The 22,930-nt window shown below is 62.7% G+C and carries 15 protein-coding genes and 1 pseudogene; 5 read left to right on the plus strand and 11 right to left on the minus strand.

Annotated features, from left to right (window positions below):
• Positions 1 to 43 precede the first annotated feature (43 nt).
• Both DDF78_RS01835 and DDF78_RS01840 read right to left on the minus strand, forming a co-directional pair.
• Positions 44 to 1,414: an MFS transporter gene (locus DDF78_RS01835; RefSeq protein WP_152581485.1), complete on the minus strand. Its 1,371-nt coding sequence runs from the start codon at positions 1,412 to 1,414 to the stop codon at positions 44 to 46.
• A gap of 448 nt (positions 1,415 to 1,862) precedes the next feature.
• The gene (locus DDF78_RS01840) at positions 1,863 to 4,319 is read right to left on the minus strand and encodes a glycogen/starch/alpha-glucan phosphorylase (protein WP_152581486.1); all 2,457 of its coding nucleotides are present in this window, start codon (positions 4,317 to 4,319) and stop codon (positions 1,863 to 1,865) included.
• A 474-nt stretch (positions 4,320 to 4,793) separates the two neighbouring features.
• Between DDF78_RS01840 and DDF78_RS01845 the strand changes: the two genes are divergently transcribed.
• On the plus strand, positions 4,794 to 5,264 hold the full coding sequence (locus DDF78_RS01845) for a sterol carrier family protein (protein WP_152581487.1): 471 nt from the start codon (positions 4,794 to 4,796) through the stop codon (positions 5,262 to 5,264).
• Between the two features lie 186 nt (positions 5,265 to 5,450).
• Here DDF78_RS01845 and DDF78_RS01850 read toward each other — a convergent pair whose 3' ends face one another.
• The 5 genes and pseudogenes from DDF78_RS01850 to DDF78_RS12045 form a co-directional block, all read right to left on the minus strand.
• Positions 5,451 to 6,272, minus strand: coding sequence for an amino acid ABC transporter permease (locus DDF78_RS01850; protein ID WP_202613172.1), 822 nt, complete (start codon positions 6,270 to 6,272; stop codon positions 5,451 to 5,453).
• Positions 6,263 to 6,943, minus strand: coding sequence for an amino acid ABC transporter permease (locus DDF78_RS01855; protein WP_202613173.1), 681 nt, complete (start codon positions 6,941 to 6,943; stop codon positions 6,263 to 6,265). Before DDF78_RS01855 ends, DDF78_RS01850 begins: the two co-directional genes overlap by 10 nt.
• 341 nt (positions 6,944 to 7,284) lie before the next feature.
• Entirely contained in the window at positions 7,285 to 8,292 is a 1,008-nt protein-coding gene (locus DDF78_RS01860) for a glutamate ABC transporter substrate-binding protein (RefSeq protein WP_152581488.1), read from the minus strand.
• Between the two features lie 300 nt (positions 8,293 to 8,592).
• The gene (locus tag DDF78_RS01865; RefSeq protein WP_152581489.1) at positions 8,593 to 9,348 is read right to left on the minus strand and encodes a hypothetical protein; all 756 of its coding nucleotides are present in this window, start codon (positions 9,346 to 9,348) and stop codon (positions 8,593 to 8,595) included.
• Between the two features lie 517 nt (positions 9,349 to 9,865).
• A pseudogene (locus DDF78_RS12045) lies at positions 9,866 to 10,234 on the minus strand (DUF3073 domain-containing protein); the annotation flags it as partial.
• 156 nt (positions 10,235 to 10,390) lie between these two features.
• Here DDF78_RS12045 and trpS point away from each other — a divergent pair.
• Positions 10,391 to 11,482 (plus strand): tryptophan--tRNA ligase, encoded by a 1,092-nt coding sequence (gene trpS / locus DDF78_RS01875; protein ID WP_152581491.1) that lies wholly within the window; start codon positions 10,391 to 10,393, stop codon positions 11,480 to 11,482.
• 151 nt (positions 11,483 to 11,633) lie between these two features.
• Here trpS and DDF78_RS01880 read toward each other — a convergent pair whose 3' ends face one another.
• Positions 11,634 to 13,094 (minus strand): GuaB1 family IMP dehydrogenase-related protein, encoded by a 1,461-nt coding sequence (locus tag DDF78_RS01880; RefSeq protein ID WP_152581492.1) that lies wholly within the window; start codon positions 13,092 to 13,094, stop codon positions 11,634 to 11,636.
• Positions 13,095 to 13,161: 67 nt separating this feature from the next.
• Positions 13,162 to 14,253, minus strand: coding sequence for an IS30 family transposase (locus tag DDF78_RS01885; protein WP_419465477.1), 1,092 nt, complete (start codon positions 14,251 to 14,253; stop codon positions 13,162 to 13,164).
• 342 nt (positions 14,254 to 14,595) lie between these two features.
• Between DDF78_RS01885 and DDF78_RS01890 the strand changes: the two genes are divergently transcribed.
• Positions 14,596 to 15,627, plus strand: a complete 1,032-nt coding sequence (locus tag DDF78_RS01890; RefSeq protein ID WP_152581494.1) for a glycosyltransferase — start codon at positions 14,596 to 14,598, stop codon at positions 15,625 to 15,627.
• 171 nt (positions 15,628 to 15,798) lie between these two features.
• On the opposite strand, the gene DDF78_RS01895 is transcribed toward DDF78_RS01890, so the two are convergent.
• Positions 15,799 to 18,003, minus strand: coding sequence for a DUF6541 family protein (locus tag DDF78_RS01895; RefSeq protein ID WP_152581495.1), 2,205 nt, complete (start codon positions 18,001 to 18,003; stop codon positions 15,799 to 15,801).
• Between the two features lie 72 nt (positions 18,004 to 18,075).
• The gene (locus DDF78_RS01900) at positions 18,076 to 19,344 is read right to left on the minus strand and encodes a glycosyltransferase (protein WP_237564520.1); all 1,269 of its coding nucleotides are present in this window, start codon (positions 19,342 to 19,344) and stop codon (positions 18,076 to 18,078) included.
• Positions 19,345 to 19,569: 225 nt separating this feature from the next.
• On the opposite strand from DDF78_RS01900, the gene DDF78_RS01905 reads away from it, so the two are divergent.
• Both DDF78_RS01905 and DDF78_RS01910 read left to right on the plus strand, forming a co-directional pair.
• Positions 19,570 to 21,663: a glycosyltransferase gene (locus DDF78_RS01905; RefSeq protein WP_237564509.1), complete on the plus strand. Its 2,094-nt coding sequence runs from the start codon at positions 19,570 to 19,572 to the stop codon at positions 21,661 to 21,663.
• A gap of 205 nt (positions 21,664 to 21,868) precedes the next feature.
• Positions 21,869 to 22,912 carry a glycosyltransferase family 2 protein gene (locus DDF78_RS01910; RefSeq protein ID WP_152581497.1) on the plus strand — a complete coding sequence of 348 codons (1,044 nt, stop codon included), beginning with the start codon at positions 21,869 to 21,871 and terminating at the stop codon, positions 22,910 to 22,912.
• Positions 22,913 to 22,930 lie beyond the last annotated feature (18 nt).

Below are 22,930 nucleotides of genomic sequence, written 5' to 3' on the forward strand. Positions count from 1 at the left end.
AGGACAAGCGGAACACAACTCAATAAGGGCAGTCGCTCACAGCCTAGCCGATCGACTTGCGCGAGGTCTCGGCGCCGAACACGCCGACGACGAGCATTGAAACGATGGCGATGGCGCTGATCGAGACGAAGATGGATGTGGTGCCCCATGCGGTCAGCATCCAGGCAACGGCCATCGGCATAAGCACGTTGAGCAGTTTGGCGACGGCATTGGCGAAGCCGACGCAGCGGAAGCGCACCTTGGTGCCGAAGAGTTCAGGCGCATAGACGGCCACGACCGAGGCCATCAGCGTGTACAAGCACACCATGAGCAGGAAGCCGACGATGATGGCGGACACGGCGGATGTCTGGTAGGCGTAAAGCATGCCGAACACGCCAGTGAAGAGGAATGCAGGCACAATGGTGCGCTTGCGGCCGATGCGGTCGATGAGCAGGGAGCCGACCAGGCAGCCGACAGGCGCACCCACCATCATCAGCGTGGAGGTGAACAACGAGCTGGACAGGTTGATGCCACGCTTGAGCAGAATCGTCGGCACCCACGACGTGAAGGCATACGAGCACACATTGGTGGCGCTGACGGCCACTATGGCCACGAGCAGGCTGATGCCGAGCGAGCGGCCTCCGGCATTGCGTGAGGAATCAGCAGCAGCCGAAGACTGCGCGGACTGCGGCTCGGAGCCATTGCTCTCAAGCTGCTTGACAATGGCATCAGCCTCGGCGTAGCGGCCATGCACGGCGAGCCAGCGCGGCGATTCGGGTATGTCGCGGCGCAGCCACCAGATTACTGCCGCCGCAAGGCCGACGCCTACGAACAACGGCCGCCACGACCAGCGCGGAATGACCCATGCGCACAGCAGCATGGCAATCGGCACGCCGCAGTTGGCGACCAAGGAAACCATCGCGCACCAGTGCCCACGGCGGTTCATCGGCGCGAACTCGTTGACCATCGCGAAACCGGTGACGATTTCCGCGCCCAAGCCCAGGCCAGCCCCAAGGCGGCAGAGCGACAGCACGGCCATATTCGGCGCGAAGGCACCGAGCAGCGTGAAACCGCCGAAGAGCAGCAGGTTAATCTGGTAGGCGGTGCGCCGGCCTTTGAAATCGCCGACGAATCCGGCCAGCAGCGAGCCGATCAGTAGCCCTAAGAAGCCCGCGGACATGAATGTGGAATTCTGCGCGACCGTCGACCAGTGCGTCGACAGGGCGCTGCTCGCGACGGCGCTGCCCAGGTAGACATCGATGCTGTCCATCAGTATGCCAGCGGCGATCAGCGCGGCAATGCGGTGGAACATCGCGGTTTCATGCGCGCGATCTATACGCGAGATAATATCCTGTACTTCGGCTGAATCCCCTGCCACGCGCCGCTCGGACGCCGTGGCGGACTCGCCGGAAATCTGCTGTGCTGCAGCAGTCATAATCAATGCTTCTTCTCTACACAAGCCCATATCCAGCCAACCTTCGGCCGGCTTCCGGCGGGAAAATTCACGCCTCGCCAAAAATGCTATGGGCGAACTCTCGACGTGACCGACGGCCACCCGCCATCCCATTGTGTGGGAGGCCGATGCGCGCCGCATCATCGCCTTGAATTCCTCACGACAGTGCAATCGTTATGCAATCGCACCTCGCATAGCCATCCACTATAGCGCCGGGCAGGACTTTGGCTCGACGGCTCTGCGCTCGGCGACTTGCCCGGCCCTCACGAAAGTACGCATGACAAAGCCCCTGCTACTACACGGATACCGTGTGGTAGCAGGGGCTTACCCTATGTAGATCAGCTGTCAGCGACGCAGATTAGCGACTCAGCGAAGTCGCAAACTCAACGACTCAACAAAACCGCAGACTCAGCAACACGAACTCAGCAGCTCACTCGCCGAGCGGGCCAGTCTCCCAGATGTCGCGCAGGTAGTCGTCAATGGCGCGGTCGGAGCTGAAGAAGCCCGAGTTGGCGACGTTGAGCAGGGCCTTGCGGCTCCATTCGAGCGGCTCGCGGTACAGGGTCTCGATTTCGCCCTGGATGTCCATGTAAGCGCTGAAGTCCGCCAAGGTCATGAAGTAGTCCTTGTTCAGCCAGTCGGTGACGAGCGGCTCGTACAGGCCCTTGTCACCTTCCGAGAAGGTGCCGTCAGCGACCATGTCCACGGCCTGCTTGAGGCGCGGATCGGCCTCGTAGTAAGACTTCGGCTCGTAGCCCTTGGCGTAGAGCGCCTCGACCTCGTCAACGGTCATGCCGAAGAGGAAGAAGTTCTCGGCGCCGACGCGCTCGCGGATCTCGACGTTCGCGCCATCGAGCGTGCCGACGGTCATCGCGCCGTTGAGGGCGAACTTCATGTTGCCAGTGCCCGAGGCCTCCTTGCCGGCCTGCGAGATCTGCTCGTCAAGGTCGGTCGCGGGGATGAGGTGCTGCGCGAGGCGGATGTTGTAGTTCCAGGGATAGTACACGGCCAGCTTGCCCTTGACGTCCGGGTCGTTGTTGACGACGCGGGCCACATTGTTGATGAGCTGGATGGTGAGCTTGGCCATCTTGTAGCCGGGGGCTGCCTTGGCGCCGAACACGACGGTGCGCGGCAGGATGTCGTCCGCGCTGACCTTGCCGCTCTTGATGTCGGCGTACTGCGAGATGACGGAGAGAATCTTCAGGCTCTGGCGCTTGTACTCGTGCAGGCGCTTGATCATGGAGTTGACCATGGTGTTGGGGTCGATGTCGAAGTCGTACTCGCGCTTGGCGTAGTTGGAGAACGCGACCTTGTTGGCCTGCTTGACGGCGGCGAATTTCTTCACGAACTCGTCGTCCTTCGCCAGCGGCACCAGTCCTTCGAGCATGTCCAGATCGCTCAGCCAGCGGTCGGTGCCCAGGCCCTCGGTGATCAACGCGGACAGGCGCGGGTTGGCGATCCTGATGAAGCGCCTCGGGGTCACGCCGTTGGTCACGTTGGTGAACTTGTCACCGTAGACGTCCGAGAAGTCGCGCAGCGTGACGTCCTTGAGCAGCTGCGAGTGCAGCGCTGCCACGCCGTTGACGTGCAAGCCGCCATACGTGGCGAGGTAGGCCATGTGCACCTGCGGGTCTTCGCCGTCGGTGACGATGCGCATGCGGTCGATCTTGGCGCTGTCGTTCGTCTTGGTGCCCAGCTCGGCGACGAACTGCTCGTTGATCTTGTTGATGATCTCAAGATGACGCGGCAGCAGCTCGCCAATCAGCTTCGCCGACCAGACCTCAAGGGCCTCCGGCAGCAGCGTGTGGCAGGTGTAGTTGAAGGACTTGTTGGTGATGGACCACGCGGTATCCCAGTCGTAGCCGTACTCGTCGATGAGCACGCGCATGAGCTCGGGGATGCCGATGACCGGGTGCGTGTCGTTGAGCTGGAAGCAAATCTTGCTCGGGAAGGTAGTGAGGTCGGGGTTCTCCTCGCCGGGGTAGAAGACGCGAATCGCGTCCTGAATCGAGGCGGCGACGAAGAAGTACTGCTGCTCAAGGCGCAGCGCCTTGCCCTGCGGGGTGGAATCCTCCGGGTAGAGGATCTTCGAGATGTTCTCGGCGGCGACCTGCGGCTTGACGGCGTCCACGTACTCGGACTTGTTGAAGGCCAGCAAGTCGAACTCGTCATAGGACTTCGCGCTCCACAGGCGCAGCGTGTTCACGCGGCCCGACGCATAGCCCGGCACCATGTAGTCGACCGGCACGGCGCGCACCGACCACGCCGGCTTCCACACCTTCTTGCCATTCTCCTCCACGACGCTGCCGCCGTAGTTGACGCGCTGCGAGCGGTTGTAGTCGATATGGCCCCACGGCTCCTCGTTGGCCAGCCAGTAGTCCGGACGCTCGACCTGAGCGCCCTGCTCGTCGAACTCCTGCTTGAAGATGCCGTAGCGGTACTGGATGCCGTAGCCGAAGGCGGGCACGCCCTTGGAGGCGAGCGAGTCGATGTAGCACGCGGCGAGACGGCCCAGGCCGCCGTTGCCCAGTCCCGGCTCGTATTCCGAGTCGATGACATCCTGCACGTCGAAGCCAAGCTCCTTGACCGCATCATAGAACTGATCGCTCAGGCCGGCGTTGAGCAGCGCGTTGAGCAGCTGCTTGCCCATGAGGAACTCGGCGCTGAAGTAGCCGACAGCCTTCGTGCTGCCAGCGACCATGTCATGCTGCGTGCTCGCCCACGAATCCACGAGGTGCTTGCGCACTGCGGTCGCGGTGGCGACGTACACATCGGCCGGCGTCGCCTGCTCGGCGGTCACGCCCTGCGTATACTTGAGTTCCTTGCGAATTTCGTCGGCGAATTCGCCCGGCGTGGTCGGTGACATGGGTGCGGTGTGTTCGGTCATTACCTGACTCCCTTTGACGGATTGTTCTCCATGAAACATTATGCCCGATTATGCCCGAGCCGAACGACGCCACATTAACTTTTGCACTGCTGCCCATTCGCCGTCACGACTCGTTATTGCATACGTTTCCAGCGCTGAGCTTAGCACGACCGCTGAAACACCAGGTATCGGGAGTCTTAATATTTGGCGGCGCGGGTGCCATGCGCGGCATGGGCACTATGCCCGACGTACGCGACGTACGTGGCAGCGGATTCGGGCAGTGTGCGCCGTCACCAGCTCAGCGTACGTTTTCCTACACGTTCACGACGTTCGTATTGGATAACGTACGATAACCGCTCCTCAGCGTACGTTTTCCAATACGGAGCATGGGAGCGTGCATAGGAACGTACGCTGAGGCGGCATATGACGCCCAATCCGCACGGATTGCACCATCATGTCCGATCCCACGTCCAATGCACTGGCACAATGGAGGCTATGGCAGCGATACGTGAACAGGATCTGGCGGCAGGCAAGGCCGCATTGCACCAATGGGCGCAGGCGGCGCAAACCGCGTTGGAGTCGCAAGGACTGCCGTCTCCAACCGTTCCAATTGCAAGCCCGGCAACACAGACCGATGCGGCGGTGCGCCTGTCCGTTTCCCCCGACCTGCCGCGCCCAATCTGGGCACTGGCCGTGCGCTACTCCCTGTTCCTGCTCGAACGCAGGGCACCTGGGCCGGGCGTCGAGGTGCGCGTGGCCCCGTGGGCCGCCGTCAAGATTCTCGATGGCCCGGCTTCGGACCCGCACAATCTCACGCCGCCCGATGTCATCGAACTCGACCCGGACGTATGGCTGCGCTTGGCATGCGGCATCACCACATGGGATGAGGAAAAAACCGCCGGCCACATCAGCGCCGTCGGCGAGCGCGACGACCTCAGCCCTCTGCTGCCGCTGGTAGCCGCGTAACGCACCACTTTTGCGTGCAACCGGCCCCCGTTACTCGTACTAGCGTCACTGTCCTAGTAGTGACGTCACGCAAACGGCCGTGTTTGCGTGACGAAAGTACTATCAATCGGTGTTCCTAGTAGTGACGTCACGCAAAACCACCTGTTTGCGTGACGTCACTACTAGAACCAATGATGTCCCCAACCCTCACGCCACGAGTATCTTGACGTCGGAGCGGCTCGAAAGCCAGCGGGCGAAGCGGGAGATGGCGTAGTTGACGAGGATGTAGATGAGGGCGACGATGAGGTAGACCGGCAGCATGCTGGTGGAGTTGGCGACGATGACCTTGGCATTCTGCATCATCTCGGGGTAGGTGACGACGTAGCCGAAGGTAGTGTCCTTGACCACGACGACCAGCTGCGTGACCATCGTCGGCACGATGATGCGGAACATCTGCGGCAGAATGACCGAGCTGTACACCTGCCAGCGGCCCAGACCCAGCGATTCCGCGGCTTCCCGCTGCCCGGCCGGCACGGCCTGCACGCCGGCGCGATACACTTCGGCCAGCACGGCGGAGGCGTAGAACGACACCGGGATGACCACCATCCAGTAGGTGCTCATATGGATGCCGAACTGCGAGGGCACGAGGAAGAAGAAGTAGATGAACAGCAGCGTTGGCGTGCCGCGCACGAATTCGATCACTGCCGTGGCGAGCCAGCGGACCGGCGCGATCCCCGAGATACGGCCGAACATAAGCACTAGGCCGCCGACGAGCGCGATGACCCCTGCGCTCAGCGACGCCCGAATCGTGCCGATGAAACCGGCGCCGAGGAACTTCCAAGTGTTGACGCTGGCGAACAGATCCCAATACTGCGGGTCGAACTGGCCGTTGGCGTCCAGTCGCATGAGGAGCCAGACGACGAGCGCCGCGAACACCAGCGAAGTGGCGATGGTGCCGATGAGGATGCGTCGGCGGGCGCGCGGACCTGCGGCTTCGAACAGCGCGGCTTCGGTGGGTGTCATCGCCATATCACGGCCCTCTTTTCGATGATGCGGCCTATCGCGCCGATGACCAGCCCCGTGGCCACGTAGAATAGCGCGGCGACCACGAAGGTCGGTATGCCCAGCGCTTCTTTGGTGTTGATCTGCGAAACCAGCCCGGTCAGCTCGTTATGGGCGATCGGCACGAGCGCGCCGGTCGAGGAGCTGATGATCACCGAGATAAACAGCGTAACCATCGGCTGCACGACGGTGCTCAGCGCCTGCGGCAGCACGATGGAGCGCGTGATGCCGCCAAACGACAGCCCTAGCGAGCGTGCGGCCTCAATCTGCCCGGGGTCCACGGCGTTGATGCCCGAGCGCAGGTTGTCGCAGCCGAACGCGGAAGACACCAGCACGAGCGCGGCAATGACGCTTGGCTCATAGTCCAGCGTAAGACCAACCTCCGGCAGGCCGTACACGATGAACAGCAGCAGGCACAGCACCGGAATATTGCGGAAAATTTCGACATAGCCCGAAATCGCCGTCCGCAGCGGCGGAATCGGGCTGATGCGCGCCATCGTCAGCAGGATGGCGAGCAGCAGCCCAATAATGAACGAGATGACGCCGATGCGCAGCGTCACCCCGTAGCTCATCACATAGTCATGGCCGAAGCGCCCGGCCAGATAGGACATGGTGCCCCATAGCGAATCCTGATGCATACGCCACCGCCTTGGGCTTGTAGTCGGTTAATCGGTTATTGCCGTTATTACCGTTATTACCGTTATTACCTGACGTGATCGGTCGCCTGATCGCTGCGGCTTTCAGCGACCGGTCATGTGAGCATCAAGGGCCGTTCGGCAGCTAGCTGGCGTATCTGAAACATCTCATGCATCAGATACGCCGACTTTATCAGCCACCGAACGACCCTCATTCGGATGTGCCTGGCGGCTGCTCGGCTTTCGCCCCGCCTGGCTTGAGATTGCTTTCGTTTGCTAACGCTGCGCCTTGCAAGTACTCACTTAGTCAACGCTTACTTGGCAGGCACTCACTCAGCAGACGCCTACTTGATGTTCAGCGAGCCGATGGTCGGCACCTTCGGCACCGTGGTGACGCCGGTGCGGTCGCCGATGGTGGCCTTCCACAGCTTCGCCCACGTGCCGTCGGCGACGATCTTCTTCAGCCATGCGTTCACGAACGGCTTGGCGTCAGAGCCCTTCGGCAGACCGATGCCGTAGGGGTCCGGAGTGCCGAAGCCACTGCCGACGACCTTGAGCGCCTTGGGCTCCTTGGCCACATCGCCCAGCACGAGCGACTGGTCGACCACGTAAGCGTCGATGCGGCCCTGCTTGATGGCCTGCACCAGCTGCGAATCGTCCTGGAACTCCTGCACGGTGGCCTTCGGCGCGGCCTTCTTGACGACCTGCGGGCCAGTCGAGCCAGCCTGCACGCCGACCTTCTTGCCGTCGAGATCCTTGACGGACTTGATGCTGGTATTCGTGGACTTGACCAGAATGCCTTGGCGCGAAACATAGTACGGGCCGGCGAAATCGATCTTCTGCATGCGCGCAGGGGTGATCGAATACGTGGCGAACACGGAGTCCACCGTGCCGTTCTGCAGCACGGCCTCGCGCGTGGAGGAGGTGACTACGCTGACGTCGGTCTTCGCGTCGCCAATGATGTAGCGGGCCAGCAGCTGCGACAGGCCGGCATCGAAGCCGCGCACCTTGTTGTCGTCCGGGCTTTGCAGCGAGAACAGCGCGGAGGTCTTGGTGCCGCCTACCTTGAGCACGCCGGCCTTCTTGACCGCCGAGGCCCAGGTGTTGGCATCGACCGTGGAGCTGTCGGCCACGGAGCCTGCGGCGATGATCTTGTCGTAGGCCGCAGTGTCCAACGGCTTGCCGACGGCGCTGTTCGAGCCATTCGATCCAGACGCGCTGCTCGACGATGAGCTGGTGGAACCCTGCGAGCCGCATCCGGCCAGCGCGAGGCCCAAGGCCGCGATTGCTGCGGCAGCGGACACCGCCAGTTTGCGGTGCGTGTTGGTAACACGGTTCTTCAGAACGTTCATATGCTTCTTCCCTGTCTGATACATGTCTTGCGTATCTCTGTTTGGCTGGCGCCGTCGGCCACCGGCCATCCCTGATCGGCTGGCCCATAACGTCAAGCGCCCAGCCATACGATACCGCCCAAAGATGATGGTCCATGCGCGGCATCGGCTCAGGTCAGTATAAAGTACCTTTGTTGCCGTTGACGCCGCAGCGGCCACATTGCGCTATCGGCATTCGTTATAATCGCTTATCACAGCACGCCGTGGCAGGCTCGCGACGGATTGCGGCTATATTGCGGTGCTACGACGTTCGGGGCGAATTCAGGCCGATTCGCGGCGCTCGATGACGATGACGCGGCGCTCATACCGGTCATTCACCAAGGCGTACGGCACGCGCTCCCCGCTGTCGAACAGCGAGACGGCAATCAGCCGATTGGCCTGCGCGGGCTCATGCTCGATGCGCTGCACCTGCACGCCGTCGACCTTGGAATCCTTGTACGGGTCGAATACGCGCACGGCTGCGGCACCATCAGGCAGCGCGCCGAAACCAGTGACCAGCACATAATGCCCGTTCATCCGGTTCGACCAGACCCGCGCCACGCCGACTGCGCCGGGGCTGACATTATGCGCAGCCTCATCAATGTGCTGAATGCTGGTGCGCTGAGCATCAGCGTCGGAAGCGTTCTCGCCATTGCGCTGCGCACGAGTCGTCCAATTCGCATCGATGCCGTCCAGCCCCAGCTCAATCGCCCGGCGCAACGGAGTATCTAATCCGCCCGATTCGCCTGGCTCACCAGCCAGTGTATCCTCACCGCGCAGCAGCCGCGCCCGAATGGGGAACTGGCCGGATTCGCCATACATATTGAAAGTGCTGACCAGACTGAGCATGGCGTCCGGCGAGGTGCCATCGCCGCCGAAGCTACCGTCGGAGCCGTACATATCCAGCGAGGCGCGGAAAATCGACCACAGCACATCAGGGCGTATCTCGTTACGATCGAACAGATAGCGCAGCGCATTCACCATAGTCGCCGGCGCGCAGGTGTAGTCGGTCGACTGATACACCAGCTCATTCTTCATGTGCTTAGGCCTTTCCGGTTCCGGTTCTGCCCCTTTTATGACGCTTACTGCAGATTACCGTCACGAAAGGGGCATTCCTTGCGGTGCTCTGCCCCTTTTATGCCTCATATCGCGATTCAGCGTCACAAAAGGGGCACAGGCCGCTGCATGGAGTTCGAGTCGCGCCTACGAATTACTTGGCTTTGGATGCGGCGGCCGATCGGCTCGCGGAAGCGCCCGTTGCCTTCGCGGTCTTGCTGGCCTTGCCAGCCGACTTGCGCGCTGTGCTGCCTGAGGGCTTCGCGGCTTTCGCAGTTTTCGTCGCCTTCGACGTCTTGCTCACAGACCCAGTGTTTGCAGACCCAGTGCCCACAGCCTTACTTGCAGTCTTGGCGTCACCGGTTTTGCTGGCATTGCCCGACTCATCGGCAGCACTGGCACTTGCGTCGCGTGGCTCGGCACCGGCACCGCCCGCGACCTTCTGCGGCACGCCCGTCTTCTGCGACACGCCCGTCTTGTGCAATGCGCCGTTCTTCGACAGCGCGCTCGGCACCGGCATCGGAATGCGATGCGGCTTCGGCTTGGCAGCCGGCGTCACCGGCAACTCGTCGCTGGTCGCCTTCGCTGCGGCTTCGGCGGCCCACTTGGCATACTCGTCAAGATCGTCGTCAACGGGTGACTGTGCCTCAGGCTTGCTTTCGACCGCGTCAACGCGATCACCACCACGAGCCGACACCGAATCGTCGGGATACGCCGTTGTGCCATTTGTGAAGGAATCAGCTACGTCGGAGCCCTGCTCCTGGACGCGCAGCTCCTTGGCGAGTTCGTCGTAGTTGGTATCAGTTGTCAAGTACTTGAGCTTACGGGCTATTTTCTGCTGCTTGGCTTTCTGACGTCCGCGGCCCATCTGACCCCCTGAAATTTACTGTTGCGTTCGATTCATCACATAAGAGAGTACCACCAGTTGCGCCGCACCGGCTTGTCTGCTCGGACTTTTACGATAAAAGCGATATTTTCGAACGGTTTCCACACGCTTTTCGGCGGGTGCGGCAAAGGACATGGCATGAGCGACGACCAGCAGATGACTGCAGCGGGCAATGAGATGAGCGCGAGCTTCCTAGCGGCGAAGCGGCTTTCCGAGCAGACCAAGGCGCAGCTCGACGCGAATCCGGGCCGTTTCACGATGCTCACTGGCGACCGGCCGACCGGCCGACTGCACCTCGGCCACTACTTCGGCTCGATTCAGGAGCGTGTCGCCATGCAGAACAAGGGCGTGCACTCCAACATCATCATTGCCGACTATCAGGTGATTACTGACCGCGACACGACCGAGCATATCGAAGACAATGTGCTCAACCTCGTGCTCGACTATCTTGCGGCGGGCATCGACCCGACCAAGACCATGATCTACACACATTCCGCGGTGCCGGCCGAAAACCAGCTGATGCTGCCGTTCCTGTCGCTGGTGACCGAGGCCGAGCTACACCGCAACCCCACCGTGAAGTCCGAGATGGAGGCCTCCGGCCACGCATTGACCGGGCTGCTGCTGACCTACCCCGTGCATCAGGCGTGCGACATCCTCTTCTGCAAGGCCAACGTCGTGCCGATCGGTAAGGACAACCTGCCGCATGTGGAGATCACGCGCACCATCGCGCGGCGCTTCAACGAGCGTTACGCGCCCAAGCACCCCGTGTTCCCCGAGCCTTCGGCGATTCTGTCCGAGGCGCCCGAGATTCCTGGCTTGGACGGCCGCAAGATGAGCAAATCCTACGGCAACTCAATCATGTTGGGCGCCACCGCGCAGGAGACGACGAAGCTCATCAAGAAGAGCCCGACCGACTCCGAGCGCCGCATCACCTTCGACCCCATCGCCCGCCCCCAGGTTTCCGCGCTGCTGACAACCGCCGGCCTGGTGACCGACCGCGACCCGAAGGATATCGCCGAGGAAATCGGCGACGCGGGTGCCGGCGCGCTGAAGCAGTACGTCATCGACTCGGTGAACGAATTCCTTGCCCCGCACCGCGAGCGCCGCGCCGAGCTCGCCAAGGATATGGATTCGATCCGCGACATCCTGCACGACGGCAACAACCGCGCCAACGCCATCGCCGAGCAGACCCTCGATGAGGTGCGCGCCGCGATGGGCATGAAGTACTGAGCGGGCATTCGCAGGCTCGGTGCTGATGCCGAGCCTGCTGATACCGAGCCTGAGCGTACGTTTTTCTGATTGCTCACGAGGGCCGTGTTGGAAAACGTACGCTGACAGCGATTCAGCGTACGTTTTCCAACACGGCCCCATTTAACGTGGACTACGCCCGCCACCCTTGCGGCAGCGGGCGGCCCTCCTGATAGCCAGCGGCGGACTGGACGCCGACGACGGCGCGCTCGGAGAATTCCCTGAGATTGCGGGCACCCGCGTAGGTGCATGAGGAGCGCACGCCTGAGGTGATTTCGTCGATCAGGTCCTCGACGCCGGGGCGCTGCGGATCCAAGTACATCTTCGAGGAGGAGATGCCCTCCTGATAGAGCGCCTTGCGCGCGCGGTCGAAGGAATCAACGCCTGCGGTGCGAGCCGCGACGGCGCGGGCCGAGGCCATGCCGAAGCTTTCCTTGTAGCGCCGGCCTTCGCCGTCCACTTGGAGCGTGCCCGGTGATTCCAAGGTGCCGGCGAACCACGAGCCGACCATGACCTGGCTAGCCCCTGCGGCGATGGCCAACGCGACATCGCGCGGATGGCGCACGCCGCCGTCGGCCCAGACGGATTTGCCGAGCTTGCGCGCCGCTTCGGCACATTCGAGCACGGCCGAGAACTGCGGGCGGCCCACGGCGGTCTGCATGCGCGTGGTGCACATGGCTCCCGGCCCTACGCCCACCTTGATAATGTCAGCGCCGGCCTCGATCAGGTCCTCGACGCCCGCAGCCGTGACGATGTTCCCGGCCACGATCGGCACCTTCGGGTCGAGCGCACGCACGCGATGCAGCGCCGCGATCATCTTCTCCTGGTGGCCATGCGCCGTGTCGACCACAAGCGTATCGACACCGGCCTCAAGCAGCGCCTGCGCACGCGACTCGATATCGCCGTTGATGCCGATGGCGGCCCCGATACGGAATCGCCCTTGCGCGTCGAGCGCAGGGCGGTAGATGCTCGAACGCACGATGCCTTTGGCTGTCAGCACGCCAACGAGCAGCCCGGCGTCATCGACAACCGGCACAAAGGAGCGGCGATGGTAGGTGAGCTGGCCGTATACCTCACGCAGGTGCTCGCCGCCGCCCTCGACATCGGAGAGCTTGACGACCTGCGGCTCGGGCGTCATCACCGTGCCGGCCTGCGCGTAACGGTCCACGCCCTCGTAGTCCTTGGTGGAGACGATGCCGACCGGTTTGCCACTCTCGACCACCACGGCGGCGCCATGCGTGCGTCGCGGAATCAGCGAGATCACGGCGGCCACCGGGTCATCGCGATGCACGGTAATCGCCGTGTCCACAATCGGATGCGCGGCCTTGACCCGGCCTGCCACCTTCGCGACGACGTCAGTGGGGATATCCTGCGGGATGATGGCCATGCCGCCGCGCCGCGCCACGGTTTCCGCCATCCGCCGCCCCGATACGGCGGTCATATTCGCCACCACGATCGGCACCGTGGTACCCGTGCCGTCGTCCGAAGACAGATCGACATCGAAGCGCGAAGTCACGTCCGAGCGCGACGGCACCAGGAACACATCGTCATAGGTCAGGTCATGAGTGGGCTCTTGCCCGGGAAGAAAGCGCATGATTCCCAGTCTACGCGACGACGGTGAAATCGGCTCGGAAGCTGGATTCTATTTTTAAGTGCAACGCTTAGCTGTGCTTGTGGTTGGCTGGTTGTGATTGTAGTCGCAGTTTGCCGAGTTCCTCCTGCCATGCCTCGTTGGGCGTGTGGTAGCCCAGCAGCTTCATGGGGGTGTCGTTGATCTCCTGGACGATGTCGTCGAGCTCGCCCTGGGTCAGGTGCCTCAGGCTTGTTCTCTTGGGCAGGTAGCGGCGTATATGCCCGTTCCTGTTCTCGTTGCTTCCTCGCTGCCAGGGCGAGTAGGGGTCGGCGTAGTAGGTCAGCATCCCCAGGGCCTCGTCCACGAGCCGGTGCAGGGCGGACTCGGTGCCGTTGTCCCAGGTGCGGTCGATGCGCGCGCCGGCCGGGATCGCGCTGTAGACCGCGTACTCGGCCTTGGCGGTCTCGGGGGCGCTCTTGTCCGCTATCAGGCGGGCGAACAGGCGGCGCGTCTTGCGCTCGACCTGCGTGTCGATGCACCGTTTCGTGGGCGCGGAGCCGATGACGGTGTCCGACTCGTAGTGGCCGAACTCACGGCGCCCGTCCACGGCCCTGGGCCGCAATGCGAGCGGCACGCGCATCGGCATCGCGATCCGCTGGGCCTTGCGGCCCTTGCGTCTGGCGCGGTGCCGTTTGGCGCGGGGCAGGTAGCGCCGCCAGTCCGTATCATGCCCGCCGGCGTAGATCCACTGGTAGAGGCACTCGTGGCTGATGCGCATCTCCGGGTCGTCCGGGTACTCGAGCTTGAGCCGGCCCTCGATCAATTCCGGCGTCCAGCCGCGCCCCAGCGCGTCGGCCACCCACGCATGCAGCCGCGCGCCGGCCATGCGACGCGGCTTCCTGGGCGCACACGCCCGCGTCTCGGCCTTGCGCTGCGCGGTCAGGGCCGAGTAGAACGGGCCGGCCGTCCACGCCCCGGTCTTCAGCCGCTTCGGTCTATACGGCCGGTACGACTCGTTCTCGTTCGAGGCGAACCACAGGCCCCGCCTCAGCTCCCGGCTGACCGTCGAGGCCGAGCGGCGCAGGTCGCGGGCCACCTGGCGGATCGTCTCATGGCGCTCGAAGCGCAGCTTCTCCAACAAGATCCGCTCGCCGGAATCCAAATGCGTATAAACTTTCACAGTGAGTGCAGCACCCTCCCGTAGCCGGAACATAAGCAATCCCAACCATAGGCGGTGTTGCACTTCTATCTAGAACCCAGGGAAGCCGGAGGGCGGATTCAGCATAGTTTGTGATGGGCGGCAGTAGGCAGTCTGTCTACTGGGCTACTGGACTACTGGACTACTGGACGGATTCGTGCGCTTTCCGATACCAAACGCAAGAATGTACCCAGTGTCAGGCAATCAGCCGGGCATACTGGACATACTGGGCATACCGCTGCGTTTTTTATCGTTCGCAACGTATAAATCCGTCCAGTACCACTTGTCGAGCAGCGCTAGCCGCTGGCGTTTATACTGGAACGCATGAGTCTTACCGTCACCGCCATCGTCGTGTCCTACAACCGCGCGGGTCTGCTGCAGGAGTGCCTCGACGCGCTGACCTCGCAGACCCGGCAGCCGGATCGCGTCATCGTCATCGACAACGCCAGCACCGATGGCGCGGCTGATGTGGCGAAGCGGCACCCCTTGCAGCCCGAGGTCACCGTACTCGATCACAATGTGGGCGGCGCTGGCGGATTCTGCGCCGGAATCGCCCGCGCACTGGCCGACGCTGCCACCGACCCTGCCATACTGGACGCCGCAAACCATCCTGACGACAACCACAGCCAACAGGCGAACCACTACGTCTGGCTTATGGACGACGACACCATCCCCACACCCACGGCCTTGGAGCAGCTGCTCGCCGCCGCTGGCGAGGCCCGCGAGCACAATGGCGTTTGGCCGGCCGTCCTTGGTTCGAAGGCGCTGTGGACCGACGGCCGCGAGCATCTGATGAACAAGCCGCGCCCGCGCACCTGGCGCGCGCTGGGCGCTGCGAAACTGCAGCAATCGGCCGAAGCCTTCCAAGTGCGTTCATTGTCGTTCGTCTCCTGCCTCATCAACGCGCGCATGATCGAATCCGCCCACGCGCTGCCCCGCGCCGCGTATTTCCTGTGGAACGACGACTACGAATACACCACGAAGCTGCTCCGCCGCGCGACCGGCTACTATGTGCCTGCCAGCGAAGTCATACACAAGACGAAGGTCTTCGGTTCCAGCGACGCCGACCCGGGCGAGCGCTTCTTCTTCGAAGTGCGCAACAAGCTGTGGATTCTGCGATTCTCGCGCAGCAACTTCACCGCAGCCGAATACGCCGAACTGCTGCTCAAAACCCTGCGCCGCTGGGTGCTGACCTACTGGCGTTCACCGGACCGCGCGGTCATCCTCGACTGCCTCAAGCGCGGCCTGCGCGAAGGCCTTGGACAGCGCCCCGCAGGCAACGCGGAGCTGCTGGCCGGCAACCCCGAAATCGTCGCCGCCATCGGTGCTGTGGAAATCAGTGCTGCGAAGGGCTGAGGTCCGTCGAGTCCTAGTACAAACGTCACGCGAATAGGGTCATTGCGTGACGATAGTCCGAGTAACTGACGGCTCTAGTACCAATATCACGCTCATGGGGCATTTTGCGTGACAACACTACTAGAAGACCCCTCACCGAACTCTCAGGCCCTCAGACCCTCACACCACCGACTACGGCCGACTGCCCATCCCGCAGCCGGTGATCCAGTACAGAGTCGCGCGACCCTGATGGTCGACGGGCTGCATGGCTCCTGCGACCGGGCGCATGCCGGCGAATATCGCGTGCTGCGGGTCGCCGGGCGCGTACGAGCCACCCATATCCAAGTACCAGTGCAGGTTGTTGCGCTGGATGATCTCGCAGACTTGCGGATCGGTTTTCATCTTGCCCAAATGCAGTGCGAGATAGGCATGATCGTAATCCCACAGCATGTTGAGATGCGCATAATATGGCGTGCGCCGACCTATGGCGAGCATGAATCCGCTGCCGTTCCACGGGTCGGAAATCACCCCTTCGCCCTCCCCCACATGCGAGCCCAGGCGCCTGAGCAGCAGATACTCGTCGCGCGAAAGCATCGGGTCATCCGAGCCGTTTGCGGCGAAGGCGTAGGTCCGGCCGACTGCCCGCTGCATGCCGTCGGCCTGCGGATTGGCGACGCAGGCCAGCAGACCGATAATAGCGGCCACCGCCAGCGCGCAGGAACGCAGCACGAGCGACGGCTGCCGACCTGACTGCCCGCGCCGAGCCAGCGCCGATGACGCCATATCGAGCAGCCAGAGCAGCGACCAGCATATGAGCGGCAACGCAGCGATAGGCCAAGCCGCGAAGAGCCGGCGCTGATCCTTGTACCACAGCGCGGTCACCACCTTCGCCCAATCGGCATGGGTCCCCGCGCAGCTGATGAATACGAAGCCCAGCAGCGCGAAGGACGCCACCATAATGAGGCTTTCCTGCGTATGCGCCAGCAGCGCGACCACGACGGCGGCGATCAGCAGCACGGCAATCGGCCAGAACACGGCCATGCGCTGATCCGTCGAGTCGATGGGGACACCCAGCGCAAAGCGCTTGATTGCCGACGGGATGTCTTCGGTCGGCAGGGCCGGGCCGCCGTTGAGATGGCCGGAGATGGGCCGTGAATTGTCGCGCAGATACATATTCACGAAGATTTTGAAGCCCACGGCCAGCACAGCGACCACCGCGAGCACGCCAGCGCCCAAGGCAATCCGGAAGGCCTTGGCATTGGCGCGCCGCAATGCGCCGGCCGCCTGCACCAGCCACACGAGCAGCAGCGGCAACGCCAGCAATATCACGGTCAGCGTGACGCGGAAATGGCAGAACGACACTGCGATTACGCCCACGGCGACCCATCCGAGGCCGTCCAGCGCCGTTGCCCTGCTCACCTTCCAGTCGTGGCGGCACCATTGCCACAGCAGCGCCAACAGCACCGGCGCAACCACTTGGGCGGCAAACATCGAATACAGCGTGCCCCAATCCAGCAGGAGGAACGGGAAGCCAGCGCTGACCGCCGACAGGGCCGGCGCCAGAAAGTCGGAGATGACGCGGCGGCCGCAAATAACACGGACGAGATACAGCATCGAAATCGGCCAGATAAGCGCTGCGAACACCAGCCAGGCGGCAGTGATGGCCGTGGTCGCGCTGGCTCCGGGGACCGCGCTGCCACCCAAGGCGGCGAACTGCTGGAAGGCTATCGGGTAGACTTCGCGAATCGGCGGCAGCGCGTGCAGCGACGAGGCCTGGCCGGTGAGCATCATGCGGGCGACCACATTGTCGTGAAACACCGAATCATAGTTCTGCGTGACCTGCTCCGGGGAAGGCACGGCGCGCATCAACCGCAACGTCACGGTGAGCGCCGCCAACGCAACGCCCGCGCATGCGGGAAGCCAGAAACGGCATAAGCGCAGGACCTCGCGGCAGCATTGCGCAAAAGTCTGCGGAGTCGGGCGCTTCGAAGCCGGACGAACGGAATCCGCCTGAAGCGTGTCGGTCGCTGCGCCGGATTGCGCGGAATCTGCGGAATCTATGGAGCCTGCGGACGACGCGCGATTCGCGGTCTCAGCATGCCGCAGCCCGCGCTGCATCAGCCGCATTGCCTCACGACGGCCAGCTATGGAAAGCACGACAACCAGCACCAGCGCGCAGGACATGAGGTAGCTCCACCACTCCCACCTCATCCCAAGCGGATAAGCGATGACGCCGCCCACGCCCGCGATGGCGAGCGAGACCACGGGTGCCAGCGCGGCAAGCTCTACGGTTCCGCGCCGCCCGGCGGCGGCAGCGATCAGCGTGCCCGGCACATAGATCGCGAGTATGACGGCCACGACCAAGGGCACAGCCTGCTGCCATGTGGACAGTTCCATATGCGTTATGCCTCGTTTCCGTCTTGTTGTGCGAGAGCAGCTGCGACTGAATGCTGCTGCGGTCAGCCTCTCCTAGCGAGCGCTGCGGTTCTTTGACTCATTCATTTCAGAAATACTGCGTTTAGAAATACTGTGTTCGGAGTTGCCATGCCCGGAGCTGTCGCTGCTGCTCCCTCTATCGTTTCGTCTACTGTTGCGCCCATTGCTGAGTCCATCGTTACACCCATCGTTGCTTCCGCTGCTACGTTCGCTGCTACGTTCATTGCTGCGCCCGCTGCCGCGATTGCGTTGCGCCTTGCGCCGCCCGCTGCCGCTCACGTCGCCGAGCTTACGTCCCGCATTGCGCAGCGCTATCAGCGCTCGATACCCCAGCTTACGCAATCCGGTCGGCATGAGCCGGTAGAGCGCGCGAATAGCGACATTACGCACAAATTGCGCAGCGCTCGTGAACCCATCCGCACGGAATCGGCGCTGCAATGCCAGCTCGTCGCGGAACATGGCCCAGCCGCCGCGCCGCTGATATGCGCCCGCATCGACGCGATACAGCACCAGCGGCTCGGCAACGTTATGCAGCCGCGCACCAGCCAGAATCAGCCGCTCCCAGAGCAGATAGTCCTCGAAGCGACCGCTGTGCTCAGGGTACCCGCCGACGCGCTGCACCGCCGACTTGCGGAAGGCCACGCTCGGGTGATGCAGCGGCGACTGGACGCGCGCGAAATCAAGCAGCTTCTTGCCACCGGCTGGCAGTGTGCGCGCCTGGCCGGGGTGCCTTTCATCGCCGCTGAACTCGCGGATAGCGCTGCCGACGATGTCATAGTGGCCGACATGCTCACGTTCTCCGCGCGAATCATGCTGCGGCGCACGATGCGACTCACCATGTGGCCCATCAAGCAGCGGGATAATCGTGGCGAATCGCGCCGGCAGCGAGATGTCGTCACTGTCCGCACGGGCGACCAGATCGTACCGGCAGCGCCGCAGACCCTGATTCAACGCATGCGCCAGCCCGGAATTGCGCGCAAGCTCCAACACCGTGATCTCGGGAAGCGAATCATGCCGCCCGACTTGCGCGAATGCCTTGCCCAGCCAAACATCCAGCCCATCTAAAAAAGCCTGTATCGACGCGGGAACCGGCCCGTCACGCACGATGACCAACTGCGTCGGAACGCAAGTCTGCTCAAGCGTGTTCGACAACACCGCACGACGCAGATAGTCGCGTTCGTCGCCGGCGTACACGGCCATCAGCACCGAAAACGGCGGCGTCATCGGCGTCTCGCCTGTTGACTCGCCATCTGCTGCAGCATCGCCCGTTACGCCAGCGCTCACTTGCCCGTCACCCAGCATCACGCTTGCACCGCCTTCCTACGCATCGCACGCCGCGTCACGCATCGCAACCCATACTCGCCATATCGCAGGTCATTCTACCGTACCGACCTGCGAAGCCCTCAGTCCAACGAGGTCGGCGCAATGGGGCAACGCCGAGGCAACAGCAGCATCAAGGCTCGTTGCTACGCCGCCCAACGCGGCGCTCGCCCGCACACTTACGCGCAGTTCCATATAATGAGGACCATGCATACTATGTACCAGTCAGGCACCGATACGGACGACCGGAATTGGGAGGCGGTCAGCCGCGTCGTGTTCCCTGTGAGCGACCAGGATCTGGTGCTCCCCCTGTACGCCATCGAATGGACGAGGCCGCATCTCACCGACGACGTGTTCAACCCTCGCCTCGATATGGAGAAGATGCCGTTCGACAGCATGAACAGCAAGGCCGTGCGGCATCTGCTCAACGAAAGCATCGAAGACCACGCCAGCACTGCAGCCAACGACGTCTTCACCGTCGATTCGCGCCATGCGATGACAGTGCTCGCCGGCAGAAACGTTTCGCTGTGCACCTTCTTCAATGCCTTCCCGGCCAGCTATTGGAAGCGCTGGACGGGCATCAGCGCCGTGCGGTTCAGCGCGAAGGTGCGCGGAATCGGCGAAATTGCACTGTATAAATCCTCGGGCCGCGGCCTCTTCTCCGCGCTCGACACCATCAACGTCGATACCACCCATGATGAAGCCATGCTCGACGCCGATGGCTTCGCAAGCATCGAAACTGTGCTCCCCATGAACGGGCTGATCGACGGCGGCTATTTCTGGTTCGACGCCAAAGCCGGCAACGATGCGGCGCTGAACATCGAGGACGCGCAATGGTCGGTGCCGTGTGGCGAGAAGACGGCGGTACCGAGCGACACGGGCAGCACCAGCACCGCCAGCACCACCCTGTCCATCGCCATCACCACCTTCAACCGCGCCAAGTACTGCCTGCGCCAGCTGCGCACCATCGCGCACGAGCCGGCGCTGGTGGAGCGCCTCGACACCATCTACTGCACCGATCAGGGCACCGACCTGGTGCGCGACCAGCCTGGCTTCGAGCAGGTCGCAAACGAGCTCGGCAGTCGGCTGACGTATCTGCGCCAGACCAACATGGGCGGCTCGGCCGGCTTCTCGCGCGGCATGTACGAGACGCTCAAGGCAGGCACCAGCTCGTACACGCTGCTGCTGGACGACGATGCCATCAGCGAACCGGAGGCGATTCTGCGCGCACTGCAGTTCGCCGACTACACCAAACGCCCCACCATCGTGGGCGGCGGCATGCTGCATCTCGACAACCGCACCGTGCTCTACACGCAGGGCGAGCGCTTCGTCCCCGCCAGCGTATGGATGAAACCGTCGCAAGGACTGGACTACAACCATGATTTCGCGCGCTTCCCGCTACGCGACTCGCCCGAGCGCCACCGTCGCATCGACTCGGATTTCAACGGCTGGTGGATGTGCCTCATCCCCACGGCCATCATGAAGGAGATCGGCCTGTCGATGCCCTTCTTCATTAAATTCGACGACACCGAATACGCGCTGCGTGCCGCCGAACACGGCTACCACACGGTGTGCCTGCCCGGTGTGGCCGTCTGGCATCAGGCGTGGCATGACAAGGACCCGTCGAGAACGTGGGAGGAGTACTTCTTCCAGCGCAACCGCTGGATCTGCGGCCTGCTGCACTGCCCCAAGCCCAGCCGCCGCTTCGCCTTCGAAATGCTCTACGGCGACGTCAACGTAGGCATCAAGCTCGTCTACTCCGCGCTGCGACTGCGGCATATGGGGCTGCGCGACATCCTGCGCGGGCCGCAATACATCCTCGATTCCATGCCCGGCAAGATGGCCCAGGTCCAGCAGGCGCGCAAGGGCTTCGCCGATACGACGCTGATCACGGACGTGGATGAGGTTCCCGCGCCGGCACGCGAATTCGCCATGCCATTTACGCCGACCACGTCCAAGGCCATCAAGAAAAGCGGTCTCAAAGCCATAGCCCGTGCGTTGGTTTCGCGCGGCGACGGCACTAAGGACGCCCAGCCGGATGTGGCAATCCCCTCCGATCAGGCTATATGGCGCTCATTCGTGGGCGTCAACTCCGCGCTCGTCACCTCGCCCGACGGCAACACGGTGGCCTGGTGCCGACGGGACAGCGCCTTGTTCAGGCAGCAGGTCCGCGAGGGGCTGCGCATATCGCAGACCCTACTGAAGAACTGGGAGCGTCTGTCCCAGGAATACCGCGAATCCGACATCTGCAGCATCGACGCCTGGGGCAAGGTGTTCAAGGAGCAGACCATAACGGACTAGGCGGGTTGCGTCCGGATTGTAGCGCTATCCCGTGCCTGCTAGAACGAAAACGTCGGACTGCTCAGTAGCGTTTTCGTTCCAGCAGGCAGGGAAGACGGGGGACAACAAGATAACCACGAGCCGCGCGGAGGACGTTCCCCCTCACTGTCTACAATTGGCGTAAGCAGCATCACGCAATGATTTGAAGGAACGACTCGAAGGAACCATGAAGCTTTTCATCCAGATTCCCTGCCTGAACGAGGAAACGACACTTCCCCTCGTCTTGGCCAAAATCCCCACGACCATATCGGGCATCGACGATATCCAGCTGATGATCATCGACGACGGCTGCACAGACCGCACCGTCGAGGTGGCCCGCAGCCTTGGCGTGCAGCATGTAGTGCATCACGCCAAGCCGATGGGGCTGGCGCGCGCCTTCCGCGATGGTGTGGATTATGCGCTCAAGCATGGCGCGGATATCGTGGTGAACACGGACGGTGACAACCAGTACCCCAGCGAGGCCATCGGCGAGCTGGTCCAGCCCATCGTCCGCCATGAGGCCGATATCGTGGTCGGCGACCGTCAGACCGCGAAAATCAGCGAGTTCAGCGGTTTCAAGAAGGCCATGCAGCATTTCGGCTCGTGGGTCGTGAATAAGGCCGCTGGCACGCATATTCCCGATGCGGCGAGCGGATTCCGCGCCTATTCGAAGCGTTCGCTGATTCAGCTCAACATCGTCACCGAGTTCAGCTACTGCATGGAGACGATCATTCAGGCGGGCAACAAGCGCATCGCCATCGCATCGTACGCGATCACGACGAATCCCAAAACCCGCGAATCGCGGCTGTTTTCGAACATCTTCGAGCATATGGCCAAGTCGGGCGGGGCGATCATCCGCAGTTTCCTGATGTTCAAATCCAACGTCATCTTCAAATGGGCGGCCATCATCTTCGGCGTGCTGGGGCTGATTCCGATCATCCGTTTTCTCGCGCTCGCCTCTATAGGCCAGGACAAGGGCCATCTGCAGTCGATGCTGCTTGGCGTCGCCCTGCTGATGATCGCCACGGTATGCGTCGCGCTGCAGATCATCTCCGAAGTGCAGCGCATCCAGCGCCGGCTTGTAGAGGACGAGCTCGAACGCACCAAGGAGATCCAGTATTCCGCGCCGTATCAGGCCATTTGGGCCAAACAGGACGAGTGGGACGGGTTTGCGACTGTGCAGGAAGGCAGCCGACCCACTCAGCCAAAACAGAACGGCGCGTCGGCCTGACCAGTTCGTTTTTCAGAA

Origin of the sequence: Bifidobacterium tibiigranuli, assembly GCF_009371885.1 — a bacterium.
Classification (GTDB): domain Bacteria; phylum Actinomycetota; class Actinomycetes; order Actinomycetales; family Bifidobacteriaceae; genus Bifidobacterium; species Bifidobacterium tibiigranuli.

Bases quoted from the DNA above. Each gene is read 5' to 3' on its own strand.
- DDF78_RS01855 (WP_202613173.1), bottom strand. From the start codon at position 6,943: ATGCATCAGGATTCGCTATGGGGCACCATGTCCTATCTGGCCGGGCGC.
- DDF78_RS01835 (WP_152581485.1), bottom strand. From the start codon at position 1,414: ATGACTGCTGCAGCACAGCAGATTTCCGGCGAGTCCGCCACGGCGTCC.
- DDF78_RS01860 (WP_152581488.1), bottom strand. From the start codon at position 8,292: ATGAACGTTCTGAAGAACCGTGTTACCAACACGCACCGCAAACTGGCG.
- DDF78_RS01905 (WP_237564509.1), top strand. From the start codon at position 19,570: ATGCATACTATGTACCAGTCAGGCACCGATACGGACGACCGGAATTGG.
- DDF78_RS01880 (WP_152581492.1), bottom strand. From the start codon at position 13,094: ATGCGCTTTCTTCCCGGGCAAGAGCCCACTCATGACCTGACCTATGAC.
- DDF78_RS01890 (WP_152581494.1), top strand. From the start codon at position 14,596: ATGAGTCTTACCGTCACCGCCATCGTCGTGTCCTACAACCGCGCGGGT.
- DDF78_RS01840 (WP_152581486.1), bottom strand. From the start codon at position 4,319: ATGACCGAACACACCGCACCCATGTCACCGACCACGCCGGGCGAATTC.
- DDF78_RS01845 (WP_152581487.1), top strand. From the start codon at position 4,794: ATGGCAGCGATACGTGAACAGGATCTGGCGGCAGGCAAGGCCGCATTG.
- trpS (WP_152581491.1), top strand. From the start codon at position 10,391: ATGAGCGACGACCAGCAGATGACTGCAGCGGGCAATGAGATGAGCGCG.
- DDF78_RS01895 (WP_152581495.1), bottom strand. From the start codon at position 18,003: ATGGAACTGTCCACATGGCAGCAGGCTGTGCCCTTGGTCGTGGCCGTC.
- DDF78_RS01910 (WP_152581497.1), top strand. From the start codon at position 21,869: ATGAAGCTTTTCATCCAGATTCCCTGCCTGAACGAGGAAACGACACTT.
- DDF78_RS01850 (WP_202613172.1), bottom strand. From the start codon at position 6,272: ATGGCGATGACACCCACCGAAGCCGCGCTGTTCGAAGCCGCAGGTCCG.
- DDF78_RS01900 (WP_237564520.1), bottom strand. From the start codon at position 19,344: ATGCTGGGTGACGGGCAAGTGAGCGCTGGCGTAACGGGCGATGCTGCA.
- DDF78_RS01865 (WP_152581489.1), bottom strand. From the start codon at position 9,348: ATGAAGAATGAGCTGGTGTATCAGTCGACCGACTACACCTGCGCGCCG.